This is a genomic window from Pseudomonas sp. CIP-10, assembly GCF_020911845.1.
Lineage (GTDB): Bacteria > Pseudomonadota > Gammaproteobacteria > Pseudomonadales > Pseudomonadaceae > Aquipseudomonas > Aquipseudomonas alloputida.
On sequence record NZ_CP087160.1, the window covers coordinates 3,284,848 to 3,308,735 of the forward strand.

The 23,888-nt window shown below is 58.9% G+C and carries 27 protein-coding genes; 16 read left to right on the plus strand and 11 right to left on the minus strand.

Annotated elements, in window-relative coordinates; translation table 11 throughout:
• Nucleotides 1-10 precede the first annotated feature (10 nt).
• A complete protein-coding gene (locus LMH93_RS14925; protein ID WP_108191060.1) occupies nucleotides 11-937 on the plus strand; it encodes an acetoacetate decarboxylase (ADC) in 927 nt (308 codons plus the stop codon).
• Between the two features lie 15 nt (nucleotides 938-952).
• Here the strand turns inward: LMH93_RS14925 and LMH93_RS14930 are convergent, their stop codons facing one another.
• The 3 genes from LMH93_RS14930 to LMH93_RS14940 all read right to left on the minus strand — a co-directional run bounded on the left by LMH93_RS14930 (nucleotide 953) and on the right by LMH93_RS14940 (nucleotide 3,409).
• A complete protein-coding gene (locus LMH93_RS14930; protein WP_185280290.1) occupies nucleotides 953-1,432 on the minus strand; it encodes a MerR family transcriptional regulator in 480 nt (159 codons plus the stop codon).
• Between the two features lie 137 nt (nucleotides 1,433-1,569).
• Entirely contained in the window at nucleotides 1,570-2,364 is a 795-nt protein-coding gene (locus LMH93_RS14935) for an SDR family NAD(P)-dependent oxidoreductase (RefSeq protein ID WP_185280289.1), read from the minus strand.
• 46 nt (nucleotides 2,365-2,410) lie between these two features.
• A complete protein-coding gene (locus LMH93_RS14940) occupies nucleotides 2,411-3,409 on the minus strand; it encodes an NADP-dependent oxidoreductase (protein ID WP_014861112.1) in 999 nt (332 codons plus the stop codon).
• Between the two features lie 114 nt (nucleotides 3,410-3,523).
• Between LMH93_RS14940 and LMH93_RS14945 the strand changes: the two genes are divergently transcribed.
• Complete coding sequence (locus LMH93_RS14945; RefSeq protein ID WP_108191056.1) at nucleotides 3,524-3,967, plus strand: winged helix-turn-helix transcriptional regulator; 444 nt, start codon at nucleotides 3,524-3,526, stop codon at nucleotides 3,965-3,967.
• Between the two features lie 130 nt (nucleotides 3,968-4,097).
• On the opposite strand, the gene LMH93_RS14950 is transcribed toward LMH93_RS14945, so the two are convergent.
• Nucleotides 4,098-4,979 (minus strand): LysR family transcriptional regulator, encoded by an 882-nt coding sequence (locus LMH93_RS14950; RefSeq protein ID WP_230064320.1) that lies wholly within the window; start codon nucleotides 4,977-4,979, stop codon nucleotides 4,098-4,100.
• A 117-nt stretch (nucleotides 4,980-5,096) separates the two neighbouring features.
• Here LMH93_RS14950 and LMH93_RS14955 point away from each other — a divergent pair, with 117 nt between their 5' ends.
• The 4 genes from LMH93_RS14955 to LMH93_RS14970 all read left to right on the plus strand — a co-directional run bounded on the left by LMH93_RS14955 (nucleotide 5,097) and on the right by LMH93_RS14970 (nucleotide 7,517).
• Nucleotides 5,097-5,285: a hypothetical protein gene (locus LMH93_RS14955; RefSeq protein ID WP_185280288.1), complete on the plus strand. Its 189-nt coding sequence runs from the start codon at nucleotides 5,097-5,099 to the stop codon at nucleotides 5,283-5,285.
• 3 nt (nucleotides 5,286-5,288) lie between these two features.
• Nucleotides 5,289-6,317 (plus strand): SDR family oxidoreductase, encoded by a 1,029-nt coding sequence (locus tag LMH93_RS14960; protein ID WP_185280287.1) that lies wholly within the window; start codon nucleotides 5,289-5,291, stop codon nucleotides 6,315-6,317.
• Between the two features lie 17 nt (nucleotides 6,318-6,334).
• Nucleotides 6,335-6,883 carry a histidine phosphatase family protein gene (locus LMH93_RS14965; RefSeq protein WP_185280371.1) on the plus strand — a complete coding sequence of 183 codons (549 nt, stop codon included), beginning with the start codon at nucleotides 6,335-6,337 and terminating at the stop codon, nucleotides 6,881-6,883.
• Between the two features lie 118 nt (nucleotides 6,884-7,001).
• Nucleotides 7,002-7,517: a GrpB family protein gene (locus tag LMH93_RS14970; RefSeq protein ID WP_173880603.1), complete on the plus strand. Its 516-nt coding sequence runs from the start codon at nucleotides 7,002-7,004 to the stop codon at nucleotides 7,515-7,517.
• A gap of 163 nt (nucleotides 7,518-7,680) precedes the next feature.
• On the opposite strand, the gene LMH93_RS14975 is transcribed toward LMH93_RS14970, so the two are convergent.
• Both LMH93_RS14975 and LMH93_RS14980 read right to left on the minus strand, forming a co-directional pair.
• Nucleotides 7,681-8,643: an IS30-like element ISPpu17 family transposase gene (locus LMH93_RS14975; protein ID WP_004577240.1), complete on the minus strand. Its 963-nt coding sequence runs from the start codon at nucleotides 8,641-8,643 to the stop codon at nucleotides 7,681-7,683.
• A gap of 173 nt (nucleotides 8,644-8,816) precedes the next feature.
• On the minus strand, nucleotides 8,817-9,818 hold the full coding sequence (locus tag LMH93_RS14980; RefSeq protein ID WP_070096618.1) for a zinc-dependent alcohol dehydrogenase family protein: 1,002 nt from the start codon (nucleotides 9,816-9,818) through the stop codon (nucleotides 8,817-8,819).
• Between the two features lie 107 nt (nucleotides 9,819-9,925).
• Between LMH93_RS14980 and LMH93_RS14985 the strand changes: the two genes are divergently transcribed.
• Nucleotides 9,926-10,804 carry a LysR family transcriptional regulator gene (locus LMH93_RS14985; RefSeq protein WP_060537949.1) on the plus strand — a complete coding sequence of 293 codons (879 nt, stop codon included), beginning with the start codon at nucleotides 9,926-9,928 and terminating at the stop codon, nucleotides 10,802-10,804.
• 62 nt (nucleotides 10,805-10,866) lie between these two features.
• On the opposite strand, the gene LMH93_RS14990 is transcribed toward LMH93_RS14985, so the two are convergent.
• Nucleotides 10,867-11,688, minus strand: coding sequence for an AraC family transcriptional regulator (locus LMH93_RS14990; RefSeq protein ID WP_230065364.1), 822 nt, complete (start codon nucleotides 11,686-11,688; stop codon nucleotides 10,867-10,869).
• A gap of 129 nt (nucleotides 11,689-11,817) precedes the next feature.
• Here LMH93_RS14990 and LMH93_RS14995 point away from each other — a divergent pair, with 129 nt between their 5' ends.
• Both LMH93_RS14995 and grxC read left to right on the plus strand, forming a co-directional pair.
• On the plus strand, nucleotides 11,818-12,336 hold the full coding sequence (locus LMH93_RS14995) for a carboxymuconolactone decarboxylase family protein (RefSeq protein ID WP_010953859.1): 519 nt from the start codon (nucleotides 11,818-11,820) through the stop codon (nucleotides 12,334-12,336).
• A gap of 13 nt (nucleotides 12,337-12,349) precedes the next feature.
• The gene (grxC, locus tag LMH93_RS15000; RefSeq protein WP_230064321.1) at nucleotides 12,350-12,604 is read left to right on the plus strand and encodes a glutaredoxin 3; all 255 of its coding nucleotides are present in this window, start codon (nucleotides 12,350-12,352) and stop codon (nucleotides 12,602-12,604) included.
• A 91-nt stretch (nucleotides 12,605-12,695) separates the two neighbouring features.
• Here grxC and LMH93_RS15005 read toward each other — a convergent pair whose 3' ends face one another.
• Nucleotides 12,696-13,790, minus strand: a complete 1,095-nt coding sequence (locus LMH93_RS15005) for a GNAT family N-acetyltransferase/peptidase C39 family protein (protein ID WP_230064322.1) — start codon at nucleotides 13,788-13,790, stop codon at nucleotides 12,696-12,698.
• Nucleotides 13,791-13,884: 94 nt separating this feature from the next.
• Between LMH93_RS15005 and LMH93_RS15010 the strand changes: the two genes are divergently transcribed.
• From LMH93_RS15010 to LMH93_RS15020, 3 genes are all read left to right on the plus strand, one after another.
• Complete coding sequence (locus LMH93_RS15010; protein WP_003248192.1) at nucleotides 13,885-15,465, plus strand: RimK family alpha-L-glutamate ligase; 1,581 nt, start codon at nucleotides 13,885-13,887, stop codon at nucleotides 15,463-15,465.
• 3 nt (nucleotides 15,466-15,468) lie between these two features.
• Nucleotides 15,469-16,380 (plus strand): magnesium transporter CorA family protein, encoded by a 912-nt coding sequence (locus LMH93_RS15015; RefSeq protein ID WP_230064323.1) that lies wholly within the window; start codon nucleotides 15,469-15,471, stop codon nucleotides 16,378-16,380.
• Nucleotides 16,381-16,559: 179 nt separating this feature from the next.
• Nucleotides 16,560-17,315 (plus strand): bestrophin-like domain, encoded by a 756-nt coding sequence (locus LMH93_RS15020; RefSeq protein ID WP_003248187.1) that lies wholly within the window; start codon nucleotides 16,560-16,562, stop codon nucleotides 17,313-17,315.
• A gap of 311 nt (nucleotides 17,316-17,626) precedes the next feature.
• Here LMH93_RS15020 and LMH93_RS15025 read toward each other — a convergent pair whose 3' ends face one another.
• Together LMH93_RS15025 and LMH93_RS15030 are read right to left on the minus strand one after the other, a co-directional pair.
• A complete protein-coding gene (locus LMH93_RS15025; protein ID WP_080580378.1) occupies nucleotides 17,627-18,013 on the minus strand; it encodes a putative quinol monooxygenase in 387 nt (128 codons plus the stop codon).
• A gap of 118 nt (nucleotides 18,014-18,131) precedes the next feature.
• Nucleotides 18,132-19,139 (minus strand): zinc-binding alcohol dehydrogenase family protein, encoded by a 1,008-nt coding sequence (locus tag LMH93_RS15030; RefSeq protein WP_003248183.1) that lies wholly within the window; start codon nucleotides 19,137-19,139, stop codon nucleotides 18,132-18,134.
• 105 nt (nucleotides 19,140-19,244) lie between these two features.
• Between LMH93_RS15030 and LMH93_RS15035 the strand changes: the two genes are divergently transcribed.
• The 3 genes from LMH93_RS15035 to LMH93_RS15045 all read left to right on the plus strand — a co-directional run bounded on the left by LMH93_RS15035 (nucleotide 19,245) and on the right by LMH93_RS15045 (nucleotide 21,357).
• A complete protein-coding gene (locus LMH93_RS15035; RefSeq protein ID WP_017147641.1) occupies nucleotides 19,245-20,135 on the plus strand; it encodes a LysR family transcriptional regulator in 891 nt (296 codons plus the stop codon).
• A gap of 113 nt (nucleotides 20,136-20,248) precedes the next feature.
• Nucleotides 20,249-20,833 (plus strand): TetR/AcrR family transcriptional regulator, encoded by a 585-nt coding sequence (locus LMH93_RS15040; RefSeq protein WP_054888810.1) that lies wholly within the window; start codon nucleotides 20,249-20,251, stop codon nucleotides 20,831-20,833.
• Between the two features lie 47 nt (nucleotides 20,834-20,880).
• Complete coding sequence (locus LMH93_RS15045) at nucleotides 20,881-21,357, plus strand: nuclear transport factor 2 family protein (protein ID WP_004576685.1); 477 nt, start codon at nucleotides 20,881-20,883, stop codon at nucleotides 21,355-21,357.
• Nucleotides 21,358-21,469: 112 nt separating this feature from the next.
• Here the strand turns inward: LMH93_RS15045 and LMH93_RS15050 are convergent, their stop codons facing one another.
• Nucleotides 21,470-22,336 (minus strand): DMT family transporter, encoded by an 867-nt coding sequence (locus tag LMH93_RS15050; RefSeq protein ID WP_003248175.1) that lies wholly within the window; start codon nucleotides 22,334-22,336, stop codon nucleotides 21,470-21,472.
• A 121-nt stretch (nucleotides 22,337-22,457) separates the two neighbouring features.
• On the opposite strand from LMH93_RS15050, the gene LMH93_RS15055 reads away from it, so the two are divergent.
• The gene (locus LMH93_RS15055; protein WP_121783595.1) at nucleotides 22,458-23,840 is read left to right on the plus strand and encodes an aminotransferase-like domain-containing protein; all 1,383 of its coding nucleotides are present in this window, start codon (nucleotides 22,458-22,460) and stop codon (nucleotides 23,838-23,840) included.
• The last annotated feature ends 48 nt before the right edge of the window (nucleotides 23,841-23,888 follow it).

Sequence of the window (23,888 nt, forward strand, 5' to 3'; positions counted from 1 at the left end):
GACGCCTGAAATGCTCACGCCGACTGAAACCAGCACAATCGAAATCGCAGGCCACCCGGTGCCGGTCGTCAAAGGCGGCCTGTACGACCGTTATCGCTCGAACCCGCCCTTGTCGGTGATTGCAGCAGAGCTGCCGGGTGTTGATTTGAGCTGGTTCAAAGGACTGCAAAAGCACAAGGTCGACATCGGCTTCGAGTCATACTCCCCGAACTTCTACTACCAGAACAGTCGGGTAACGGCTGTCTACACGGCCGACTTGGACGCACTTCGGGCATTGATGCCGCCGGAAGTACTAGCAACCGCATCTCCCCTGCAAGTCTGGCCAGGCCGTGGCCTGGTCGCGTTTACTGCATACACCTATGAGCATTGTGATAACGACGCCTATAACGAAGTGGCCGTGTCGATCATTACCAACACGCCAGGCAAAGCCAATCTGGGTCCGTTCACACTGATTGGCCAGTCGATGTCCGGCGACTTCTGGGGCTATGTACTCAAGCTGCCGGTCAATACCGAGCTTGCACGGGTGCGTGGTGTCGTCGGTTACAACCTGCCTAAATGGCTGACCGGTATCAACCGCAAAGAAGATGCCCAGTCTGTGGTCTATGACATCACCGACAGCCAGACCGGAAAAGTCGACGTGTCCTTCAAAGCGAAGAAACTCGACAAGCTCTCTCGCGAAGTCGATATCGTCACCAGCAGCTTCACCAATCTCGATCATCAGGGCCAGTTGGCATACGGTTATGCGGTTTCCCGCCAACTGCGTCACGGCTCGAGCCGCGACGCAGATTCAGCCACCCTCACACTAGGCGACGGCGCTCTATCGAATTACCTCCGCACCCTGAAGTTGGGGAAAATGATGAAGTACGAATACGTGCCAGCGTTTCAGAGTGCGCTCTATGCACCCAAACCGCTCGCCGGCCTGATTGGCGAGCGCTGAGACCTTTTGCGCCTGTCAGGCCCCGGAAGCCTGGCGGGTGTTTTTTCTCGTTGAAGACGTTACCGCACGCTTGCCGGACGCTTGGCCAACCCCTTCTTCACGCAAACGATTTATCAGCATTTGCGCATTGTCCGCACACGCCATACCTTCGGGCTTACCCTCGATGCCTTCGATGACGCGCAGAAGTTGCGCTTTGTTTTGTGCCAGCCGTTCCTCCAGCGCACTGATTTCCTCAACCTTTTGCTTGAGCCCAGTGAGCAACTCGTCGTGCCGCCAGCCACTGGCGTCCATCGGCATCAATTGCCGGATCTCCTCCAAAGAAAAACCTGCTGCCTGTGCGCTGGTTATGAGTTGCAGCACCCATTCGGTATCAGGCGCATAGTCCCGGTATCCATTGGCCTTGCGCTCGACTGAGCTGATCAGGCCACTGGCCTCATAGAATCGAATGCGTGACGCTGCCAGTCCACTGATTTTTGCCAGTTCACCTATTCTCATACCTCACCCTGAAAAACCTATTGACCTTAAAGTTGACTTTAAATCTAAAGTCATCGGGCGGCCAAGCACAACGTATGACTTGGTCGCCTTGGTTTCATAGGGAAGCGGAGGCCGCGGATTCGATCATTCGTACACAATCACGCGTTCAGTGAGCGCTGATATCGTTCAGCCGCGTGGGTTTGTCGAATGTCAGACATCAGCCCTTGACGTGCACCTTCCAGTGCATCCCAGCGCTCGGCAACATGAAGTGGCGGGATGGTTACCAACTCGCGACGGTCGAAACCGACAAGTGCAGCATCGACCAGCTCACCGACCTCCATCACCTCCGGGAGTGTGTTGACGTCAATGCCGGCACGCGCCCAGATCTCGGTACGGGTCGCGGCTGGCAGCACCGCTTGCACGTACACGCCCTTGGGTGACAGCTCCTGACTCAGCCCCTGTGACAGAAACAGCACGAAGGCTTTGGTAGCGCCGTAGATGGACATGCCGAACTCGGGCGCAAAACCCACCACTGAACCCACGTTGACGATTGCACCAGTGCCCGACTGCGCGAGGCGCGGCGCGATCGCAGCCGCAAGCCGTGTCAGCGCGGTGGTGTTGAGCGTGACAAGGCGCTCAATAGCTTCAGCGGACTGGTCCAGGAAACCACCCGATTGGGCCATACCCGCGTTGTTGATCAACACGCCGATATTGGCGTCGTCGCGCAGTCGACTTTCAAGTACGGACAGGTCTGCCGAGCTTGTAAGGTCGGCGGGCAGCACCTCAACGGCCACATGGCTTTCCTTGCGCAAGCGTAATGCAAGCGACTCCATGCGCGATGTGTCGCGCGCCACAAGGATGAGATCGTGGCCACGACGGGCGAAACGCTCGGCGTAGGTGGCGCCAATGCCGCTGGAGGCGCCGGTAATGAGTACGGTCGGACGTGTGGTCATGGAAGTTACCTTTATGTCGATAGTTGTGTGAGAAACACGGCGGCAGTCACATCTTGATTACGACCTTGCCCTTGGAGCGCCCTTGAGCAAGGTACTCAAGCGCACCCTTTGCGTCCTCGAACGGAAATACCCGGTCGATCACCGGCTTAATTTGCTGGGCGTCCAGAAGTTTGCCGATTTCGGCGAGTTGGGCACCGTCGGGCTGCACGAAAAGAAACGAGTATTTGACATTGCGCCTCTTTGCCAGGCGCATGATCTTGCGGCTCATCAGGCCGAACACGAAGGTCAGGAGGACGTTCAGGCGTTTGGCCCGGGCGAACGCAGCATCCAGTGGGCCAATGAGCGAGACAATCTGGCTTCCGGGTCTGAGGATGGACATGGATTTTTCAATCGCATCCCCCCTTACGGTTCCGAGCACCGCGTCGTAGTCGCGCAGCACGGTCTCGAAATCCTGCGTCTTGTAGTCCACAACCTCGTCCGCCCCCAGAGCGCGCACCAGGTCAACGTTGCCTGTACTGGTGGTGGTGCCCACCTTTGCACCGAGGTGTTTGGCCAACTGGATTGCGAACGTACCGATACCACCCGACCCGGCAGGAATGAACACCTTCTGCCCGGCCTGAAGCGTGAGGCGCTCTTTGAGCGCTTGCCATGAGGTGAGGCCGACCATCGGGATGGACGCCGCCTGCTCGAAGCTCAGATTGGCCGGTTTCAGCGCGGCGGCGCTTTCCGGCACAACCGCGAATTCAGCAATCGCCCCTGTGCCAAGATCGAAGAGGCTGGCGAAGACAGCATCGCCTGGCTTGAAGCGGGTCACATTGCTACCCACCTCGGTCACGATGCCGGCCAGATCGCTGCCCAGGGTGGCTGGCAGCTGGAAATGCAAAACTGGCTTGAACATCCCCGTTGGAATCATGTTGTCGATCGGATTCAGGCCGGCAGCGTGGACGTGCACCAGTAATTCGTCAGCCTTTGGCGTGGGGCGGGGAACGTCGGCCAACCCGATGTCGGGTGACTTGCCGTAGCGCTTGAAGGTCAGTGCTTGCATGGTTCGGCTATTCATCATTGGTTTTTGCGAGTGGATGGCTCGTAATCGAGGTGTTACTATCGATTTGATACAGACAATACTACCCTTTCGAAGGCAGGTCACTATCAAAATAGTATGGACATGAAAAATAGTTGCGATAACCCGTGCCCGATCGCCCGCAGCCTGGCAGTTGCCGGTGATGCCTGGAGCATATTGATCCTGCGTGATGCCCATGCCGGCCTTTCTCGCTTTGACCAATTCAGGAAAAGCCTGGGTATTGCACCGACAATGCTGACCCGCCGGCTGGCGACACTGACGGAGGAAGGATTACTGGAGAAGCGGCGCTACTCGGAGCACCCGCCTAGGGAGGAGTACCTGCTGACCGCTGCGGGTCGCGATTTTCTGCCTGTGCTGTTCATGATTGGTGCATGGGGCCGGCAATACCGAGGCGGTGGTAAACTGACGCGCTTCTTCGATGCGCAAACAGGCACAGAAATCAAAGCTGTCGCCGTGGACGAGATTACGGGGGCAAAGATCGGCACTCGCCCCCTGCGCATTGTCACACCTGAGGAAAGTTGACACGACCTCTGCAGCCTTGGAACCCGTAGGCGTGCAGCACCATGCCGTCTTCGGCCGAAGAATGCCTGCGGGTTTGGGGGACGGGTCGGCGGCCGGTGAGGTGCTGCGCAGTGATCAGGGTGCTGGTGGATCAACCGTCGACATGTGCCGAGGACAGGGCTTCGAGCAGAACCCGCTCCAAGGTGTCAAAAAAGCATTTGATGTGAGCTTGCTTCAAGGCCTGAGGCCGGGTCACCAAATAGATCTCCATATCTGGAAGTTGGAGATGCGGGAACAGCTCGACCAAATCGGTAGCCGCTAAACGAGGCAGCACAGCCACCCCCATCCCTCGCCTCACCGACTGGAGCTGCACGGCGAACGAGTTCACGCTGATCTGCGCGCGGTCCAGACCTGCGGCCTTTGCCGCTCGCATTTGCGGCAAGATATCCAGCGGGGGAAGCAAGGAAACACTGACCGCCGTGGTAAGCGTCACGCCTGGAAATTGCTTCAGATAACCCGGGGCAGCAAAGATGCCGTAGGCGAGCCGGCCAATGGGTCGATAAATCAGTGACGGTTCCCCCAGATGGGCGGTGCGCACAGCAACATCTGCCACGCCGCGGGCGATCTTGTGAAAGTCGGCTGCCACCGTTAGCTCCACGGAGCAACGCGGGTGCAGGGATGTAAAGCGCTTTATCGCCTCCAAAACGTAATCCGAGAACCCCTCCCCTGCACTGACCAACACACTGCCGGACAGCTCGGTAGGCTGCTGCGATGTGGCAGAAAGGGTTTGCCGCCTCAAGCCTGATTCTGCAGCGATAGCAACTTCCACCAGGGATTGCCCCCGGGACGTCAGCCGGCACCCTTCAACGCCGCGCTCGACAAGTGGCTCGCCCACTGCAACCTCAAGTTGGGTCAGGCGGCGTGACAATGTAGAAGCTGCGATACCGAGCAATTGTCCAGCCTGAAGAAAGCTACCACGTCGCGAGACGGCCAGCAGAAGGCGAAGATCATCCCAATTTGCGTGCAACGTCATACTGTCGGTCATTCCTGGCTTTGCGAATATGCAAAGCCATTATGCAGTGATCGCTGTTTTTCGAAAGCATCCTCAAAGGTATATCTATAGCCCTTCGATACGAATGGACCGAACTTTATGACTATCACCCCCAACGCCTATGCGCAGCACGCCTCTGGCGCGTTCAATCGACCAGATCCAGAGGCGTTGCTTGCAGTGGTTGGCGACGATTGCATCCACCTCGACACCATGGGTCTTGTCGTCAGTGACGAGGCCTTTTTCGACAGCGCCGTGTTGCTGCCGTTAACCGAACAGCGAGGGTGTTGAGCCATGCGCAGCGTATTTGTGACCGGAGCAACCGGCTTGCTGGGCAACAACCTGGTGCGTGAATTGGTCGCTCGCGGCTACACGGTCAAAGGCCTGGTCCGCTCAAAAGCCAAAGGTGAACAGCAGTTCAACAATCTGCCGGGTGTGGAACTGGTCGTTGGTGACATGGCCAAGGTCGACGCATTCGCAGCGTCACTGCAAGGCTGCGATACGGTATTTCACACAGCGGCGTTCTTTCGCGATAACTACAAGGGCGGCAGCCACGGGAACGAACTCGAACAGATAAACGTGTCGGGTACGCGGCGCCTGCTTGAGCAGGCCTACCGGGCCGGCATACGACGGTTCATCCATACGTCTTCCATTGCTGTGCTCAACGGCGCACCTGGCACGTCCATCGAGGAGAACTGCCTGAGGGCCGACGCCGACGCCGATGACTACTACCGCAGCAAGATCCTCGCTGACCGTGTCGTATTGTCGTTCCTGGAGAGCCACCCCCAGATGCATGCCTGTATGGTCTTGCCTGGCTGGATGTGGGGGCCTGGCGACATTGGCCCAACCTCGTCGGGGCAATTGGTCAACGATGTGGTACAGGGCAAGTTGCCCGGGTTGATCCCTGGCAGTTTTTCCATTGTCGATGCCCGTGATGTGGCATTGGCACACATTGCCGCAGCCAGACATGGGCGCCCAGGTGAGCGCTATCTCGCGGCGGGTCGACATATGACAATGCGCGAACTGATGCCTGTTTTAGGACGCATGGCGGGCGTCAAGACACCCGCCCGACAAATACCGCTGCCCTTTCTATACACCTTGGCGGCTGTTCAGGAGATCTATGCGCGCCTGACCGGCAGACCCATTCTGCTGAGCATGGCCACGTTGCGTCTACTGGTTCGAGAGCAGGACCGCACCCGTTTCGACCACCGCAAGAGTGAACAGGAGCTTGGGCTGAGTTTCCGGGCACTCGAGCTGACAATCGCCGATACCGTGGCGTGGTACCGTGATCACGGCTGGTTTGAAAAAGGCAGCCTACTGTGAGCGGAGAAATAATCCTGATGCGCCACGGTCAGCCAAAACTGATCGCAGCGGACAAAATGTCAGCGCTCCAAATGAAAGACTGGATCGAACAATATAATCAGTCCGAAATTACCCACCAGCCCGTTCCGGAAGCCAGCATGCAGCTCGCCGCAACCGCCACGGTAATTGTCTCAAGTAGTGCGCCACGTGCGCTGACTTCCCTGCAGGCGCTCGGCCTCAAGCCCACCCTCGTCGACGCGCTCTTCTGTGAAGCGCAACTGCCTTATGCTCACTGGAGGCTGCCACGGCTATCGCCGTTTACCTGGGCATTTATCCTTCGCGTCTTATGGCTGTGCGGTTACTCACGCCGCGTCGAATCTGCAAGCACTGCGAGGATCCGCGCCAGCGTGGCAGCGCAACGGCTGCAATCGCTTGCCAGCGAAGGACCCGTTCTACTGCTCGGTCACGGTTTCATGAACCGGATGATCTCCAATCAACTGATGGCAGACGGATGGAAACGCCAAACGCGTAACGGCAGCCAGTATTGGAGTGCGACGGTCTATCGATATGCGGGTGTTGAAGCGTGAATCGCCCGGATTCCGAAGACACATCTCGGCGACGGTGATTGACCTGTAAGTCGGTGGCAAAAGCACACGCCTTGATGGACAATCCGGCGCCTCGAGGATTTATCGCCAAGGAACGGACATGGCACTGACCAGCAAGATTGCCCCCTACGATCCCACATGGCCTGCCCGCTTCCTGACAGACAAGCCACTCATTGCCTCTGCATTTGACGCTGAACTGATTGCTGTCCACCACGTTGGAAGCACGTCTGTCCCAGGGCTGGCGGCGAAGCCCGAACTCGATGTGCTCATTGAGGTTCACGCGCATCGCAATACCTCGACGCGGGACGAGGTGTTGATGGCTTTGGGGTATGTACGGGGAAGTGATCTGTCAGAGGGCCATCATTTCTACCGGCGCAATGTGGATGGGATTCGCACGCACAAGCTCCATGTTTGTACCCGCGACCACCTGACGATCACTCAGATGCTGGGGTTCAGAGATTTGCTTAGGCGCGATGCCTCGATCCGCCAACAGTATGAAACGCTGAAGCTTCAGTTGGAGTCGAGCAATACGGGTGGGATGGCTGAGTATCTAGAGAAGAAGGCGCCTTTCATTATCGCGGCGCTGCTTCATGCCGGTATAACCACGCGTGAATGATCGATTCTTCTGGCACTCCCCTTCCTCCCGACAGTAGCGACGAAGTCACCACTTCGATTGCGGCCAGCTTGACCGGCCGCCGGCAACGCCTGGAACAAAGCCCCTCATATCAAGGAACAACTTTCATGATCACTTGCCATGTCCCCCTTTGGCAGTCCTGAATTCAACACATAAGTGCAACGCTCACCCCTGTATGCACTTCGTACGGCGTCTTCCAGCCCAAGCGCTTGCGCGGGCGTAGATTGATCCTCGCTACTGTCCGATTGACGGCTTCGACGGTCAGCTTGCTGAAGTCGCTGCCCTTGGGGAAATACTGGCGGAGCAGACCGTTGGTGTTTTCATTGGTGCCACGTTGCCAGGATGAATAGGGGTCTGCAAAAAAGACCTGGCACTGGCTCCGTAGCGCGATGCGTTCATGCCCGGCAAACTCCCTTCCGTTATCCAGCGTCAGCGTGTGAGCGGCATGGCCCTGAAGCATCAGATTGATCGCCCGCGTTACCTGCCGGCGCGTTCTGCGCTTGACCGGATAGGCGCTCAGATAGCCGCTTTTGCGATCAACCAGGGTCACCAGGTTACCGCCCAGTCCATGTACCGTATCGCCCTCCCAGTCCCCCAGGCGCTCGCGGCTTTCGACCTCGGCTGGGCGTTCACTGATTGACACGCGATTACGCAGCTGCCCGCGCCGATCGTGGCTTCCATAGCGTTTCCGGTAGCGCTTTCGGCGATGTCGCAGATAGGTATAAAGCTCACCACCGGCGCGCTGTTCGGCGGCAATGAACCGATAAATCCACTCATGGCTGACCGCCCGGCTTGGCTGCTCCTGCTTCAACCGCTGGGCGATCTGCTCCGGACTCATGCCATGCTTGAGCCACACCGGGAGATGATGGCTGAGCCATGTCGCCGGCTTGCAAAACTTGCGCGCACCCGCTCGACGAGCATCACTTTCATGGGCCGCAGAAACAGCCTTGTAGATATTCTGGGTGCTGTTGCGGCGAACCTCGCGACTGATCGTCGAGGGATGCACGCCGACCCGCTTTGCAATGCTCGCCTGGCTCTCTGCGGCGCTCAAGCCAGCCTCAATCTGGTAACGTTGTCCCTGAGTCAGCTGCCGGTAATGCGTAGTCATCTGCGCTTGAATCCTTCGGTGTGAGAGCCTGGATTCTACCGGTGGCTGGCTCTCTGCCTCTCGTTTCAAGCGTTGCGCTTATTCTATGAATTCAGGGGTTGTTTGTGAAGGCCAGCCAAGGCTGGAAACGGGCATTTCTGGCAGGTAATTGCTGATTAATAAAGCTCGGGAGACTATTCACTTACCAACTGGATAACCGTCTTGCCCCTGCCGCGACCTTCCGCAACCTGTCGGAATGCGTCGTTGACCTCATCCAATGCAAACTGTTGCGGGTCCACCCGGATCGCCAGTTGCCCGGCATTGGCCAGAACGGCAGCCTCGCGCAGGATACTTCCATGGTGTTCGCGTCCCTTGCCGGTTAGCAGCGGTGCCAGGGTAAATACGCCCGAGTAGGTGGCACTTTTGAAGGATAAAGGCGCGAGGCTGTGCTGACCCCAACCGAGGCAGCTGAGTACGTGCCCGGTATAAGGCTTTACTGCCTTGAATGACGCGTCCAACGTGCTGCCGCCGACGGTGTCATAAACGATGTCGAAACCCTCCCCAGCCGTAAATTGTTCGACATAGGCCTCTACACGCTGCGTTTGATAGTCAATCGCCGTGGCCCCCAGCGCGCGAATGAAGTCGAGATTGCCCGCCGAACCGGTGGCGTAGACCTCGGCACCGCGAGCCTTGGCCAATTGCACCGCAACTTGGCCGACGCCACCTGCGCCGCCATGGATCAACACACGCTGACCACTACGAACATTGGCGTGATCTACCAAACCTTCCCAGGCGGTGATGAATACCAACGGCAGCGCGGCAGCCTCACGCATGCCGAGTGCATGCGGCTTTGATGCAATCAGCCTGGCATCCACGGCGATGTATTCGGCCAGGGTGCCTTGGGCGCCGCCGATTCCGCCGGCCATGCCGAAGACCTGCTGGCCAGGCGTGAAGCCATCAACTGCCTCGCCCAGTTCGACGACCGTACCGGCGAGATCCAGGCCGAGCACGGCCGGTAACTCCTGGCGGGCGTGAGCACCCGCACCGATTGCAATCTTGGTGTCGAGCGGGTTGACCCCGGCGGCGTGAATCCGCACCAAAACCTGCCCCTTACCGGGCACAGGGCGGGCGATGTGGCGCACGACCAGCGGGGTCTGGGCGGATTCGGCGATAGCGGCAAGCATGGTCTGATTCATGACGGAAACCTCTGAATGAATGGACGCTTACAGGTTGCACCGCCTTCCTCATTCCGATAAGAAACTAAATTTGGATATTACTTATTCCCCAAAGAGGCCCAATAGCGATGGATCTGTTCGACAGCATGCGCATCTTCGTGCGCGTCGTGGAGCGTGGCTCGTTTTCCGCAGTGGCTCGGGAGCTGAACATGGGGCAGCCGGCAGTCAGCAAGCAGGTCCGTGCCTTGGAGCAGTACCTGGGCGGAGCCGTGTTCGCCCGCAGCACCCGGCACCTCGCCCTCACCGATCAAGGGCAACGCTTCTACAGCCACTGCCAGGAGATTCTCAGCCAGCTGGAGCATGCAACACGCAGCTTCGCCAGCGGCCAGGAGCAGATCGCCGGCCCCCTGCGAATAGCCGCACCGGTCAGCTATGGGAGGCTGTGCATAGCGCCCCTGATCGGGACTTTTCTACAGCGCCACCCCGATGTGCAGATCGACCTGCGCCTGAACGATTACAACGAAGACCTGCTCATGGAAAACATCGACCTGGCTATCCGCATTGGCGTGGTGAAGAGCGAGGGGCTGGTGGCCGTGCCCCTGGGCACCAGCACACGGCGAGTCTATGCCGCACCGGCCTATCTCGAACGCCATGGCCGGCCACGTGAGCCCGCCGAACTGGCAGGCCACAACTGCATCGCCTTCACCTTGCTTGAGCATTACGACCGCTGGCACTTCACCCGTCGTGACGAAGCACTTGAGGTTGCAATCAAAGGCAACGTCACCAGCAACAACAGCGAGGCCATTCGTGAAATGGTCCTCGGTGGCCTGGGCATCTCCCTGTCTCCCCAATGGCTGTTTGCTGCAGACTTCGAGCAGGGTAGCGTGTGTAGCCTGCTCGACGAATACCAGACGACCGCGCTGCCGGTCAGCGCCGTGTTCAGCCGTGAGCGGCGCCGCTCGGCAAGGACGATGGCGTTCATCGATTTTCTTCGGGAGAACGTGTAAGCCACCCCGATGAGGCGCAGGACCTTGCTCATTGCCTGGCGTGCAAGTCGGTCGACCAGGCGTCACACCGTTCCCTGCTGCAGCCATTGTTTCGGGCTCGCGCCCACCTTGCGGCGAAAGGTTCGGGCTAGCGCAGAAGGACTTTCGTAGCCGACCTCATCGGCGATCAGGGCAATGGGGCGCCCTTCGCGAAGGCGTTTTTGCGTCAAACTGATGCGCCAGTTCGCCAGGTAGCCCGCAGGCGTAATACCCACGATCTCGCGAAAGTGCGAAGCGAAGCTTGCCCGCGACATGCCCGAAAGATTCGCCAGTTTCGCCACCGACCAATTGCGCTGCGGCTCATCGTGGATCCCCACAAGCGCGCGAGACAGCTGAGCATTGGCCAGACCCGCCATCATTCCCGAGGCGATGCTGCGGCTGGCGATCAGGTGGCGAAGCAGCTGAATGATCATCAGCTCGAACAAGCGATTGAGAATGACATCACGACCACACTCATCTCCAAAGGCTTCTTCGAACAGCCAGTCAAGGGTGCCATCAAGGCCGTGCAATTCGCCGAGGGGCTTGATGATGAAGTCCGGCAAAGCCAGGGTCAGCGGATTGTTGGCGCCGCCATCGAATTGCAGGGTGGCGCACACTAACTCCGCTTCATCGGCGTCGGTGGCCAGCAAGTGATGCTCCTGCGGGCGCACCGCCAGAATCAGGGTGGGTTCGGTCAACTCGATACGCTGCCCACGCTTGTCCTTGAAGGACAGACGCCCCGAGCGCAACAGATGGGCGTGCCCGACACTGTGTTGCCCAAGTTGGGTCGTTCCACAGAACCCACCCTGGTGAAACGCACTAGCGTGCAGGTTGAAGTGCTTAAGCAGTGTCGACAGTCGGTCCATAGCGCACTCAGGTTTAGACGATCTGTTGCATAACTTCGACGATCTGAAGCCGAAAGAAAAGTCTGCCTCTCTAGTATGGACCCCAAGCTTGATAGACAAGCCGGTTACTCAACCTATTGGAGAACGACCATGACTCGTATTACCGCTCTCTCGCTAGACCAGGCGCCTACTGGCTCGCGCGCAGCCCTCGAAGGCATTCAAAAAGGTCTCGGCTTCATTCCCAACGCATTCAGGACCCTGGCGCACGCTCCGGTCGCGCTCAATGGTTACCTGGGCCTCGCCCAAGCGTTGGGTAAAAGCTCACTGAGCGCCGCCGAGCGTGAAGTCGTTGCCCTGGCCACTTCGGAAATCAACGGGTGCGACTACTGCCTGGCTGCACACACCTTCTTCGGCGGCAAGGCGGGTTTGAGCGATGAGGCCGTAAGCCAAGCCCGAGCCGGCACACTCAGCGCGGTTGCCGCACTGGCGCAGCAGATCACGGCAAGGCGCGGCCAGTTGAGTGACGAGCAGATCGCTGCCGCGCGTGAGGCAGGGCTTACTGATAGCAAGATCGTGGAGGTAGTGGCACAGGTCACGCTGTTAACCCTGACCAACTACCTGAACAACATCGCCGCTACCGATATCGACTTTCCGCCATCGGCAAACTAGGAGGGTAACCGCCATGAGCCCTGTGACTATCTATACCACCCCGCACTGCCCATACTGCCTGAGCGCCAAGCGACTGCTGTCGAGCAAGGGCATCACCCCTGACGAAATCAACGTTGAAGCGTCACCCCTGCACCTGGCGGAAATGATGCAGCGATCCCAACGCCGAACCGTCCCACAGATATTTGTTGGCAAGGTGCATGTCGGGGGCTTCGATGACTTGGCACGTCTCGACAGCAAGGGCCAGCTCGAGGCATTGCTTTACGCTTGAAGTGTAGAGTGCTCCGGCATGTGACCCCATCCGGAGCACTGCTTGCGTTCACTCAATGCCCATGCCATACGTACTCACCTGTGCAGCCGTTCTATCGCCCGCGCAACAGCACAGCGGCCCTTACCCGCTGCCTGCCGAAACTGCTCATGCGCTGAAATTCGGCATGGCTTACGGGCAGATGCTGGCAATCCAGGATGCGTTTCTGGCGGCTGTGATCCACATCAGGATCATGCAGGTACACGAATTCGTCATCGCAACCCGTGACCAGAATCCAGTGCGGGGCCTTCAGACGGGTGAAACGGTAGCTGCTAATCAGCACCACCGGCCTGAACCCGGCTTGCAACGCTGAACGCACATCAAGGCCGGGCGCCAGCATCTGATGCACGTCGGTTTCGGCCAACGCCCCGGCAAAGCCATCCTCGACCAATTGCATTACGTCTTTTTTCTGCGCGCTGCGCACCCCATCGAGGAACAGCGATCCAGGCTGGCTGACCACCATGCACACCTCAAACCCGCGCCGCCAAGCCGCCAGTGCAAGCCCCTGCGGGCTGCAACCGCCGTGGCCTGCCGTCATGAAGATGGTGGTCGCCTCTCGCCACAGTTGAATCTCCTCGCTGCGGTGCATGGCCCGCTCCCGTTCGACCGCAGCCATGGCCATCAGCAGGCAGGCCGCTCCGCAGGTGAACTCGGTCGTTTGCGCGTAGTACGGCACTTGCCGTGCAGGGGGCGGAGCACTGCGCAGGATACGCTTCTCGAAACGCAGCGCCTGGCTGTGGTCTTCGTAGTAGTTCTCAACCACAGCGAAGCGTTGATAGCCATTGCTTTCGTACAAGCTGATGGCCGCAGGATTGTCCGCGCGTACTTCCAGGCGCAGCCAGGCGCAATTACGCTCCAGCGCACTGGCCTGGGCCTGGTCCAGCAACTGCTGGCCCAACCCATGGCCGCGCCAGGTCGGGCTTACGGCAATTGAATACAAACGGGCAAGTGATGTACCGCGATGGAACAGCAGCAGCGCATAGCCTGCCAGATGGCCCTGTTGTTCAGCGACAATAAGACAGGCATTGGCGCGTCGCACCATCCAGTTGAAATTACGCGGGCTCAGGCGGTCGAGGGTGAAACAGTCCTGCTCCAGGGCAACCAGCGCATCGATATCGGCCACCGATGCAAAGCGAAAATCAAAAGCCATGGCAACACCGTAATGTTTGAGTAACGAACCGGGACAGGTCGGGAAACCCGTGATTTATTGAAGGGGCGTCTTCTTCAACAGGGATCGAATACTCATGTCAGCGGTGCAAGCCAACGTGGCCGAAGTATTGGCCAAAACCGACGTTTCCACAATAACCCTCTCCGAGGAGCCACCCAGTAAGCGGAGCGCTGGTAACCGCTTGTTGATCGTGGTGGAGCGCAAGGAAGACTGGGCCAGCTACTTTCCCAGCGAGAGCCTGATGCTGGCCCAGGATTACTTTGAACACAGCGACGACGTTGCGAGGCGTACGCAGGTAATCAACCTGTGCCGCAGCTACAAGTATCTGGGGCAAGGCTACTACTGCTCGCTGCTCGCCGAGGCACGGGGCCACAAGGTGTTCCCGTCGGTGCGAACCATCAGCGAGCTTACCCGCAAGGCGCTCTATGGCGTGGGGCTGGATGACCTGGAACGCACGCTGGAGCGAGCCCTGGCCGATCACCCTTATGGCAGCACCGAAGCCTTCACCCTCACCTTGTATTTCGGGCGGACCGCCATTGAACCCCTTCAGGATATCGGCCGACAGCTGTTCGAGTCGTTCCCCTGCCCTGTCTTGCTGGTGGAGTTTCGCAGGCGTGACACCTGGCAGATCGACGGGATCAAGGCCGGCGCGCTGCACAAACTGCGGGATGAGCAGCAGCACTTGTTTGCCGACGCGCTGGATGCCTTCAACCGCCGGACGTGGCGCCAGCCGGCCTCGAAACGCCTGGCCCGGTTCGACCTGGCGATTCTGCATGACCCGGCCGAGGCGCTGCCACCTTCCAATCCTGAGGCGCTGGAGCAGTTCATCGAAAACGGCAAACAGCTGGGCATCGATGTAGAGCTGATCGAAAAGAAGGACTATGCACGCCTGGCCGAATTTGACGCCTTGTTCATTCGGGAGACCACGCGGGTGGACGACCATACCTACCGTTTTGCCAAAAAGGCCGAAAGCGAAGGCTTGGTGGTGATCGACGACCCTTCCTCCATCCTGCGCTGCACCAACAAGGTGTATCTCGCCGATCTGCTCAAACGCCACAACCTCGGCGCACCGGCCACGGAGATCCTGTACAAGGACCGCCCGCAGGAACTTGAGCTTGTGGGCCGGCGCCTCGGCTTTCCGCTGGTGTTGAAGATTCCCGACGGCTGCTTTTCGAAAGGCGTGATCAAGGTCGCCGACGCCCAGGCACTGGCCTCGGCGGCACAGGAGTTGTTCGAACACTCGGTACTGTTGCTGGCCCAGGAGTACTGCTACACCGAATACGACTGGCGTATCGGCGTACTCAACGGTGAGGCGCTGTACGCCTGCCAGTACTTCATGTCCAAGGGCCACTGGCAGATCTACAACCACAAGGCCCAGGCCGGCGAAGTCAACGGCCTGTGCCGCGCGGTCCCGGTGGAACAGGCACCGCCCGAAGTCGTAAAGCTGGCCGTCGACACCGCCAGGCTGATCGGGCAAGGGCTGTACGGTGTGGACCTGAAGCAGACCGGCGACCGCGTACTGGTGATCGAAGTCAACGACAACCCCAACCTCGATGCAGGCACCGAAGACGCCGTGCTGGGTAACGCGCTTTACCAGCGAGTGCTGCAGGCTTTCGTGCAGCGGCTTGAACGTAAACACCTCGGCCAGGCCTGGTAAACGATGATCGAATACTACCTCGCCGTAGACGGTGCGCTTCTTCAAGCCCCCGAGGAACGAGCCAGCGTCTGGTTGTGTGTCGCGCCAGACGCCGCGGAGCAAACCCGGTTGTGCAAGTGCCTGGGGGTCAGCGCCCAGTCGCTGGAGTCCTCCCTGGACCCGGATGAAGTGGCGCGTATCGAGATCAAGCCCGATCACCTGTTCCTGATCTGGAAGCGCCCGGAAAACTTTGATGGCCGGGTATTCAATGTCTCGTCATTTGGCGTCGTACTCAGCGAAAAGCGCCTGGTGGTGATCTGCGCCGCCAACTCGCTACTCGCCGGAGTAGACCGGCAGACCGGCATGAGCACCCCACTGGATGTGCTGATGGCGATGCTGGCGGAGAGCGTGCATCACTACCTGGGCCACCTGCGGGTGGTAAAGCAGGTGGCCCGCGAAATCCAGCTGCAGTTCGATCGGACCATGGACAACCAGCACCTGGTGCAGATGTACAGCCTGAGCGAAAGCCTGGTGTATTACGTCAACGCCATTCAAAGCAATGGCGCCGTGCTAGCCCTGCTGCGCAGCCATGGTCAGAAACACGGTTTCGGGCCCGAACAACTGGAAATGCTGAATGACCTGATCATCGAAAACGAGCAAAGCTACCAGCAGGCGAAGATCCATGCCCAGGTCTTTACCAACCTGATCGAGGCCCGCGGCAACCTGGCCAACAACGGCATGAACCACGCGCTGCGCAACCTGACCATGATCAATGTGGTGTTCCTGCCCTTGAACCTGCTCGCCAGCATCGGCGGCATGTCGGAGTTCAGCATGATGACCGCCGGCCTGCCCTGGTGGTTGACGTTCCCCGCGCTGCTGCTGGCCATGGCGGTACTCGGGGGGGCCATGGCCGTGGCGTTACGGCGTATGACATGACCCGCCGCCCAGGAACTTTCGTCGACGTCTACCCATCACCCCGCAGGACGAGATCATGGAACAGTCATACATCGGGTTATTCATGCTGGCGCTGATTGCAATTACAGGCACCCTGATAAGTCTGTTTGAACACGGTCTATCTTCTAAGACTTGACTCAGATTGATCGGAGCCTTGATGCATGAACGCCCTCTGGATCGCACTGGCCATTTTTGGCTGCTTGGTCGCCGCCTCGCTGCTCATGATGCAGTGGTACCCAAAGCTGGCATCCCACCACAGGGATGAGGACACGAACACGGTAATTCGCCTGGTAGCTAACATTTTTGTGGTCATGACATCGCTGGTCTTTGGCTTGATGATCAATTCCGCCAAAAATACCTTCGAGTCCATCGACGCAAACTTCCATGGGTACGCAACCAGCATGATCATTTTTGATCGGACACTGCGGGGCTATGGCGATGCGGCCCAAGACACGCGCAATCGTCTGATCACCTATCTAGAGCACGCTATCGAGACGCCCTATCGGGGGGACGAGGCGCTGCAACACCGTAACAGCGAGGCGGCTAAATACTTGGATGACATAGGCAAAGCGCTGGCCGTTATAAGGCCTGTGGACCGCTACCATGAAACGATGCTTCAGGATATTCGTCAGCAATATCACTCGCTCATTGAGCAACGCTGGAGAATCGTCGAGCAGTCAGAGGGGGCAATTCCTGGCCCGCTTATTGGGATGCTTGCTGCTTGGTTGACGCTCATTTTCGCCAGTTTTGGATACCGAGCGCCTCGTAACTCGATGGTAAAAGGCATGTTCATCCTCTCTTCATTGCTTATTGCGGCTTCCGTGTACCTCGTATTGGACATGGACATACCATTTCACGGTCCTATCCAGATATCCGACGAGCCCCTGCGTAGAGCGCTCGCCGTGATGCAGCTCTAGTGTGGTGTTTTGCAAATACGGCCAATAACTCGCGAGCGATTTTTGCGCTCAGGCAAGGCGTCGCGACGAGTCGTAGCCAGCTACGGCGAGGAGCGACAACGCCGCATGAGCGCAAAAAGCGCCGCGAGTTATGGTCGTTATTTGTGAAACACCACACTAGGCTCTGTACGAAAAGTCTTGAGACGCAGGTCAGGCGAGGCTGTTTTCAACGCAGCATGGCCTGGCTCTGTTTGCCCGCCACGCTTGGGTGAGCCTACGTGCCAATGCTGCTGGCAGTAATGCCACAGTGGCCAGGGCCTGGATGAATGACCTCAGGGACAGGGCGCAACGGCAGATGACACCGGGTCAAGGAAGATCAGTTGCAAGGGCTCTGCCAGCAGCTGTTCAGCCTGCTCGGCAAACCGCTGGAAATGAGCAGTGGTCAGGTGCGCATCCAGGGCCTGCTGGTTATCGAACGCCTCGCGCATGTAGAACGTCCCTGGCTCGTCACGACGTTCGAACAGCATGTAGTCGCGGTTACCGGGCTCCGCCCGAGTCGGTTCGATCAACGCCAGCAAGGCCGCTTTGAGCGTTGGTGCCTGGCCTGGTTTGGCCTTGAGGATGGCGAGGGAAACGAGGGGGTAATCTTGTCGGTTCACATCAAGCTCCTGGTCAGTTGCAAAGAGCAGGCACGGTAGTGCCTGCTTCAATGTGTGCATGCGTTTCACCGGGCGTAGCGCCGGGAATATGCGCAGCGCAGAGAAACACGGTTCGTTCAAGCATGCATGCTCCTGGCAGACCGGATCGACCAGTCCGCCGTTGTCGGTCAAACAGGTTTCAGAAGCCTTCCAGGACGATCTTGCCGCGCGCCTTGCCACTCTCGACCAGCGCATGGGCACGGCGCATGTTGGCGGCATTGATGGCGCCGAAATGCTCGCCCAAGGTGGTCCGCAGGATGCCTTGATCGATCAGCCCGGCCACGCGCTCGAGCAGCTCGTGCTGGCGCACCATGTCGTCGGTTTCGTAAAGCGAGCGGGTGAACATCAGCTCCCAGTGCAGCGACAGCGACTTGCGCTTGAGCGGCATGACGTCCAGGGTCTGCGGGTCGTCGATCACGCCCAGGCGACCTTGTGGTCGCAGCACTTCAACCAGTTGCGCAAAGTGTTGATCAGTATGGGTAAGGCTGGCGACATGGCTGACCGACTCGATCCCCAAGGCCTGCAGCTGCCCTTGCAGCGGCGCACTGTGATCGATGACGTGATGGGCGCCCAGTTCGCGTACCCAGTTGCTGGTCTCGGCGCGGGAGGCCGTGCCGATAACCGTCAGGCGGGTCAGTTGCCGGGCCAACTGCACCAGCATCGAACCGACGCCACCGGCAGCGCCAACGATCAGCAGGGCATCGCCCTCCCCGCCGCCCTCCACGATACCCAGGCGATCGAACAGCAGTTCCCAGGCGGTGATGGCCGTCAGCGGCAGCGCGGCTGCCTGTGCTGCACCCAGGCTACGCGGTTGATGCCCGACGATACGTTCGTCAACCAGGTGATATTCGCTGTAGCTGCCGGGCCGGGCGATGGAGCCGGCGTAGTACACCTGGTCTCCGGGCTTGAACAGGGTCACCTGGGCCCCGACTTCGCGGACGATACCGGCCGCGTCCCAGCCGAGTATTTTCGGCTCACGCGTGAAAGTGCCAGCGCGCACCTTGGTGTCGACGGGGTTGACCGACACGGCGTTGACCTCGACCAGAAGGTCCCTGGGCCCAGGGCTGGGCTTGGGCATGAAGATGTCTTGAAGAGACGCAGGGTCTTCGATAGGTAAACCTTTGTGGATGAAACTGATCGCTTTCATGGGCACTCGCTGCTGAATGTGGTTTGATTTGGCATTGAGTCTGGCGTGCCTGGCGTCCGGGAAAAACGGGCCCTGCCCGTCAACACTTTCATTGCAGGAGTGATAATGATCCGTCTCGACGACCTGGGCATCTTCGTTCGCAGCGCCGCGCTGGGCAGCTTTACCGCGGCGGCCCGCGAGGCCGATCTGCTACCCGGCCAGGCGGCCGAAGCAGTCAAGCGCCTGGAGCGTGAGCTGGATGTGCGATTGTTTGCCCGCACCACGCGCAGCTTGCGCCTCACAGCCGAAGGCGAGCAGTACCTGCCCTCGGCCCTGATTGCCCTGGAAGCCCTCAGGCACGGGCGCGACAACCTGCGTCAGGAAAGCGCCCAGCTCAGCGGAACGTTGCAGGTGGCCGCGCCCTCCGATCTGGGGCGCAACGTGCTGCTGCCCTGGCTCACGGCGTTTCGCCGAGAGCATCCCCAGTTGAACCTGCGCTTCTTCCTCTCCGACCAGATCGCCGATCTGTTCCGCGATCCGGTGGATATCGCCATCCGCTATGGCCTGAACGCCGACGCCAACTATGTAGCCCTGCCACTGGCACCTTGGAACCGCAAGGTACTGGTGGCCTCGCCCGAGTACCTGGCGCGGGAAGGCACCGTGCAAGCCCCCGAAGATCTGCTCGAACACCAGTGCCTGCTGTACATGCAACAGGGCCGGGTCTACGACAAGTGGCAACTGGGAACGCAGACCGTCCAGGTGCGTGGCGCCCTGCTCTGCGACGACGCCGATATTGCCCGGCGCTGGGCCGTGGGCGGCGAAGGGATAACCTACAAGTCGTGGCTGGATGTGAGCGACGATGTGCTGGCGGGAAGACTTGTCGTGCTATTGCAGGATTACCCCGGGCCGACCATGCCTTTGAGCCTGGTGTGCCCGCACCGCAAGCAGTTGTCGCCTGCGGTAAGGCACCTGCACGCCTGGTTGTCCAGCCGCTTCGCCGAACTGGAGCGCGACTGATCAGCGGGAAGCCAGCCACCCTGATCGAAAGCACGCCGGCCCCCCGCTTGCACGCAATCGAATAATTTCAAGCGCTGCTTGACCAGGGAGAACGATCGTTCTACTCTGGCTACATGGATAAGCCAATGACTGACACACGCGAAAAAATCCTGGCAACTGCCGAGAAGCTGATTTACGAAAACGGGATTCACGCCACGGGCATGGACCTGTTGGTAAAGACCTCGGGCGTCGCACGTAAAAGTATTTATCGCTATTTTGCGAATAAAGACGAGGTCGCAGCAGCGGCACTCAATGCACGCGATATACGTTGGATGACGTGGTTCAGAAGTGAATGCGAAAAAGCGCAAACGCCAGAAGCGCGCATCCTTGGCATTTTTGATGCACTCAAAAGTTGGTTCGCGTCTGAGGGTTTTCGCGGATGTGCTTTTATCAACACCGCCGGAGAGGTGGGTGACGCAGACGACCCTGTTCGACAGATCGCAAAACTGCATAAACAAAAGCTGCTGGACTACACGCTAGAACTGACCAGCGCATTAGGTGTTAACGATCCGACTGGCTTGGCCAAGCAACTTCTTTTGATTATAGAGGGCACGATAACCGTGGCCCACGTCATGGGTGATCACAGCGCGCTCGACAGTGCACGAGAAATCGCAAGGGTCTTGCTCAAAGATGTGCAGCGCGCAAGCGCTTTAAGTTAAAGAAATACCCACTCAACTGAACCATCCAAACGATTGGAGGCACCACCATGTCCAACGAACACGCTCGTCCGCCACTTCCTCCTTTCACTCGCGAATCGGCCATCGAAAAGGTCCGACTTGCCGAAGATGGTTGGAATACCCGTGAGCCGGAAAAGATTGCGCTGGCCTATACGGTGAACACCCAATGGCGTAACCGTGCCGAGTTTGCAAACAACCGTGAAGAAGCTCGGGACTTCCTCACTCGCAAGTGGAAGAAAGAACTGGACTACCGCTTGATCAAAGAGCTCTGGGCCTTCACCGACAACCGCATCGCCGTCCGTTACGCCTACGAGTGGCACGACGATTCGGGCAACTGGTTCCGCTCCTACGGCAACGAAAACTGGGAATTTGAAGCCGACGGCTTGATGCATCGCCGCTTTGCCTGCATCAACGACATGCCCATCAAGGAAAGCGAGCGAAAGTTCCACTGGCCACTGGGTCGCCGTCCGGATGATCACCCAGGTCTGAGTGAACTGGGCCTGTAATTCAGGTTTAACCTGATCCTTTTACATAAAGGATCAGGTGTTTTGTGCAACTCAGCCCGGGGTCAGACGGCGGGGGCTATACCCAACTGTTTGACTGGGCATGACGCTGTGCTTAGGCATATTTCCTGGCCCCGTAAACACAGATGACAGCCCCCAGCGTCACGAGCAGCATCGTCCAGCTGACATGCTCGTGCAAAAGCAACGCTGCCAGCCCAAGCCCCATGAACGGCTGAAAGAGTTGCAGTTGACCCACAGCCGCAATCCCCCCCTGGACGAGCCCTCGGTACCAGAAGACAAACCCGATCAGCATGCTGAACAGTGAAACGTAGCCAAAGCTGAGCCATGCAGGAGCACTTACCCTGGCAAAGTCATCAGGGGCTGGAAGATTGACCACCGTCAGCAGCAGCATGACCGGTAACGCTACAAGCAATGCCCAACTGATTACCTGCCAACCACCCAATGTCCGCGAGAGGCGCGCCCCTTCGGCATAGCCCAAACCACAGACCACAACCGCAGCCAACATCAGCAGATCGCCCACCGCCGATGCCTCGCCTCCGTTCATCAAGGCATAGCCAACGACCAGCCCGGCACCTGTCAACGAGCACAACCAGAACAGTGGCCGAGGTCGCTCACCGCCCCGCAGAACCGCAAATACTGCGGTACACAATGGCAGGAGCCCGACAAAAACAATGGAATGAGCAGAGGTGATGTGCTGGAGGGCGAATGCTGTCAGTAGCGGGAAACCGATAACGACGCCGAGCGCTGTTACGGCCAATGGCGACAAATCCCCCCGTTTGGGGCGAGGCTGCCGTAGCACGATCAGGAAAAGCGCACCCAGCATGGCGGCAATTGTTGCCCTGGCACAGGTCAGGAACGTAGGTTCGAAAGCCGTGACTGCCACTCGGGTGGCCGGCAACGAGCCTGCAAAGATGGCGACGCCTATGAAACCATTGAGCCATCCGCTTGCTGATTTTTCCATCGGTAAGTCCTCGATAAGCCAAGGTTCAGTACATCACCGACAGGCTCGCCCAGGCCATGTACAATCCAATACACTTAAACCGAACTGTTAGGCATATTTATCCAGCACAGTTGAGGGTGTGATGAAACGGAGCGCAACGCGAATTCGAACTGTCATGGGTGAGATCCAGTCGCGGATAGCCTCTCGAACCTACACCCCGGGCGCGAGAATCCCCTCGGTCCGCGCGATGGCTCAGGCCATGCAAGTGTCGGTTTCTACGGTGCTTGAGGCCTATGAAAGGTTGATGGCAGAGGGTGTACTCAACTCTCGCCCTGGCTCCGGCTTTTACGTAGCCGGGCCAGTGGCACCCCTGGTGCTCACCGAACTCGGCCCAAGGCTTGATCGTGAAGTGGACCCGCTGTGGATCTCGCGCCAGTCTCTAGACACCGCTAGCGATGCGTTGAAACCGGGGTGCGGGTGGCTACCGGCCTCCTGGATGTTCGAAGCCGGCTTGCGCAAGGCGCTTCGCACCGTTGCCCGTTCAGACACGTCGAAACTGACGGAGTACGCCTCGCCACTTGGGCATCTGCCGCTCAGGCAGTTCCTGTCACGCAAGCTGACAGGGATCGGGGTCGAAGCCCCTCTTGAACAGCTCATGCTCACTGAGTCCGGCACCCACGCCATCGACCTGATCTGCCGTTTTCTGCTTGAGCCGGGGGACACTGTGCTGGTCGACGACCCCTGCTATTTCAATTTTCACGCACTGCTGAAAGCGCACAGGGTGAACATCGTAAGCGTTCCCTACACCGCGACGGGCCCGGACATCGATGCATTCGGCGCTGCCCTGCTTGCGCATTCTCCCCGGTTGTACATAACCAATTCAGGCATCCACAACCCGACCGGCGCTACCCTGTCTCCGGTCACGGCACACAGGTTGCTGAAGCTGGCCGACAACTCCAGCCTGGTGATTGTAGAGGACGACATCTTCGGGGATTTCGAGAGTGCGCCAGCGCCACGGCTGTCAGCCTTCGATGGCCTCTCTCGTGTCATCCAGATCGGTAGCTTTTCCAAGACCATCTCCGCTTCGATTCGATGCGGCTACATCGCGGCTCGCAGTGACTGGATCGAGAGCCTGGTCGATCTCAAGATTGCGACCACATTCGGGGGTGGCCGCCTGGCCGCGGACATCATCCATCTGGCGATTACCGATAGCGGGTACCGGAAACACATGGAGAGTGTTCGCCTCAGGCTGGCCGAGGCTATGGACAGAACGGTAGCGAGGCTTCGGGCCATTGGCATCAAGCCCTGGATAACGCCCCAGTCAGGCATGTACGTCTGGTGCCAACTCCCTCAAGGCAAGGATGCAGCAACGCTGGCTCGGGCTTGCTTGAATGAAGGTGTAGTGCTGGCGCCTGGTAATGCGTTCAGCCAGTCGATGGCTGCGGGTGACTTCCTCCGTTTCAACGTTGCCCAATCAGGTGATGCCAAAATTTACGAAGTGTTGAAACGGGCGCTGAGTGCTTAGTCGCGTGACCATCCCCGTTCTGCCTGAGCAAGGATCGTTAGATGCAGG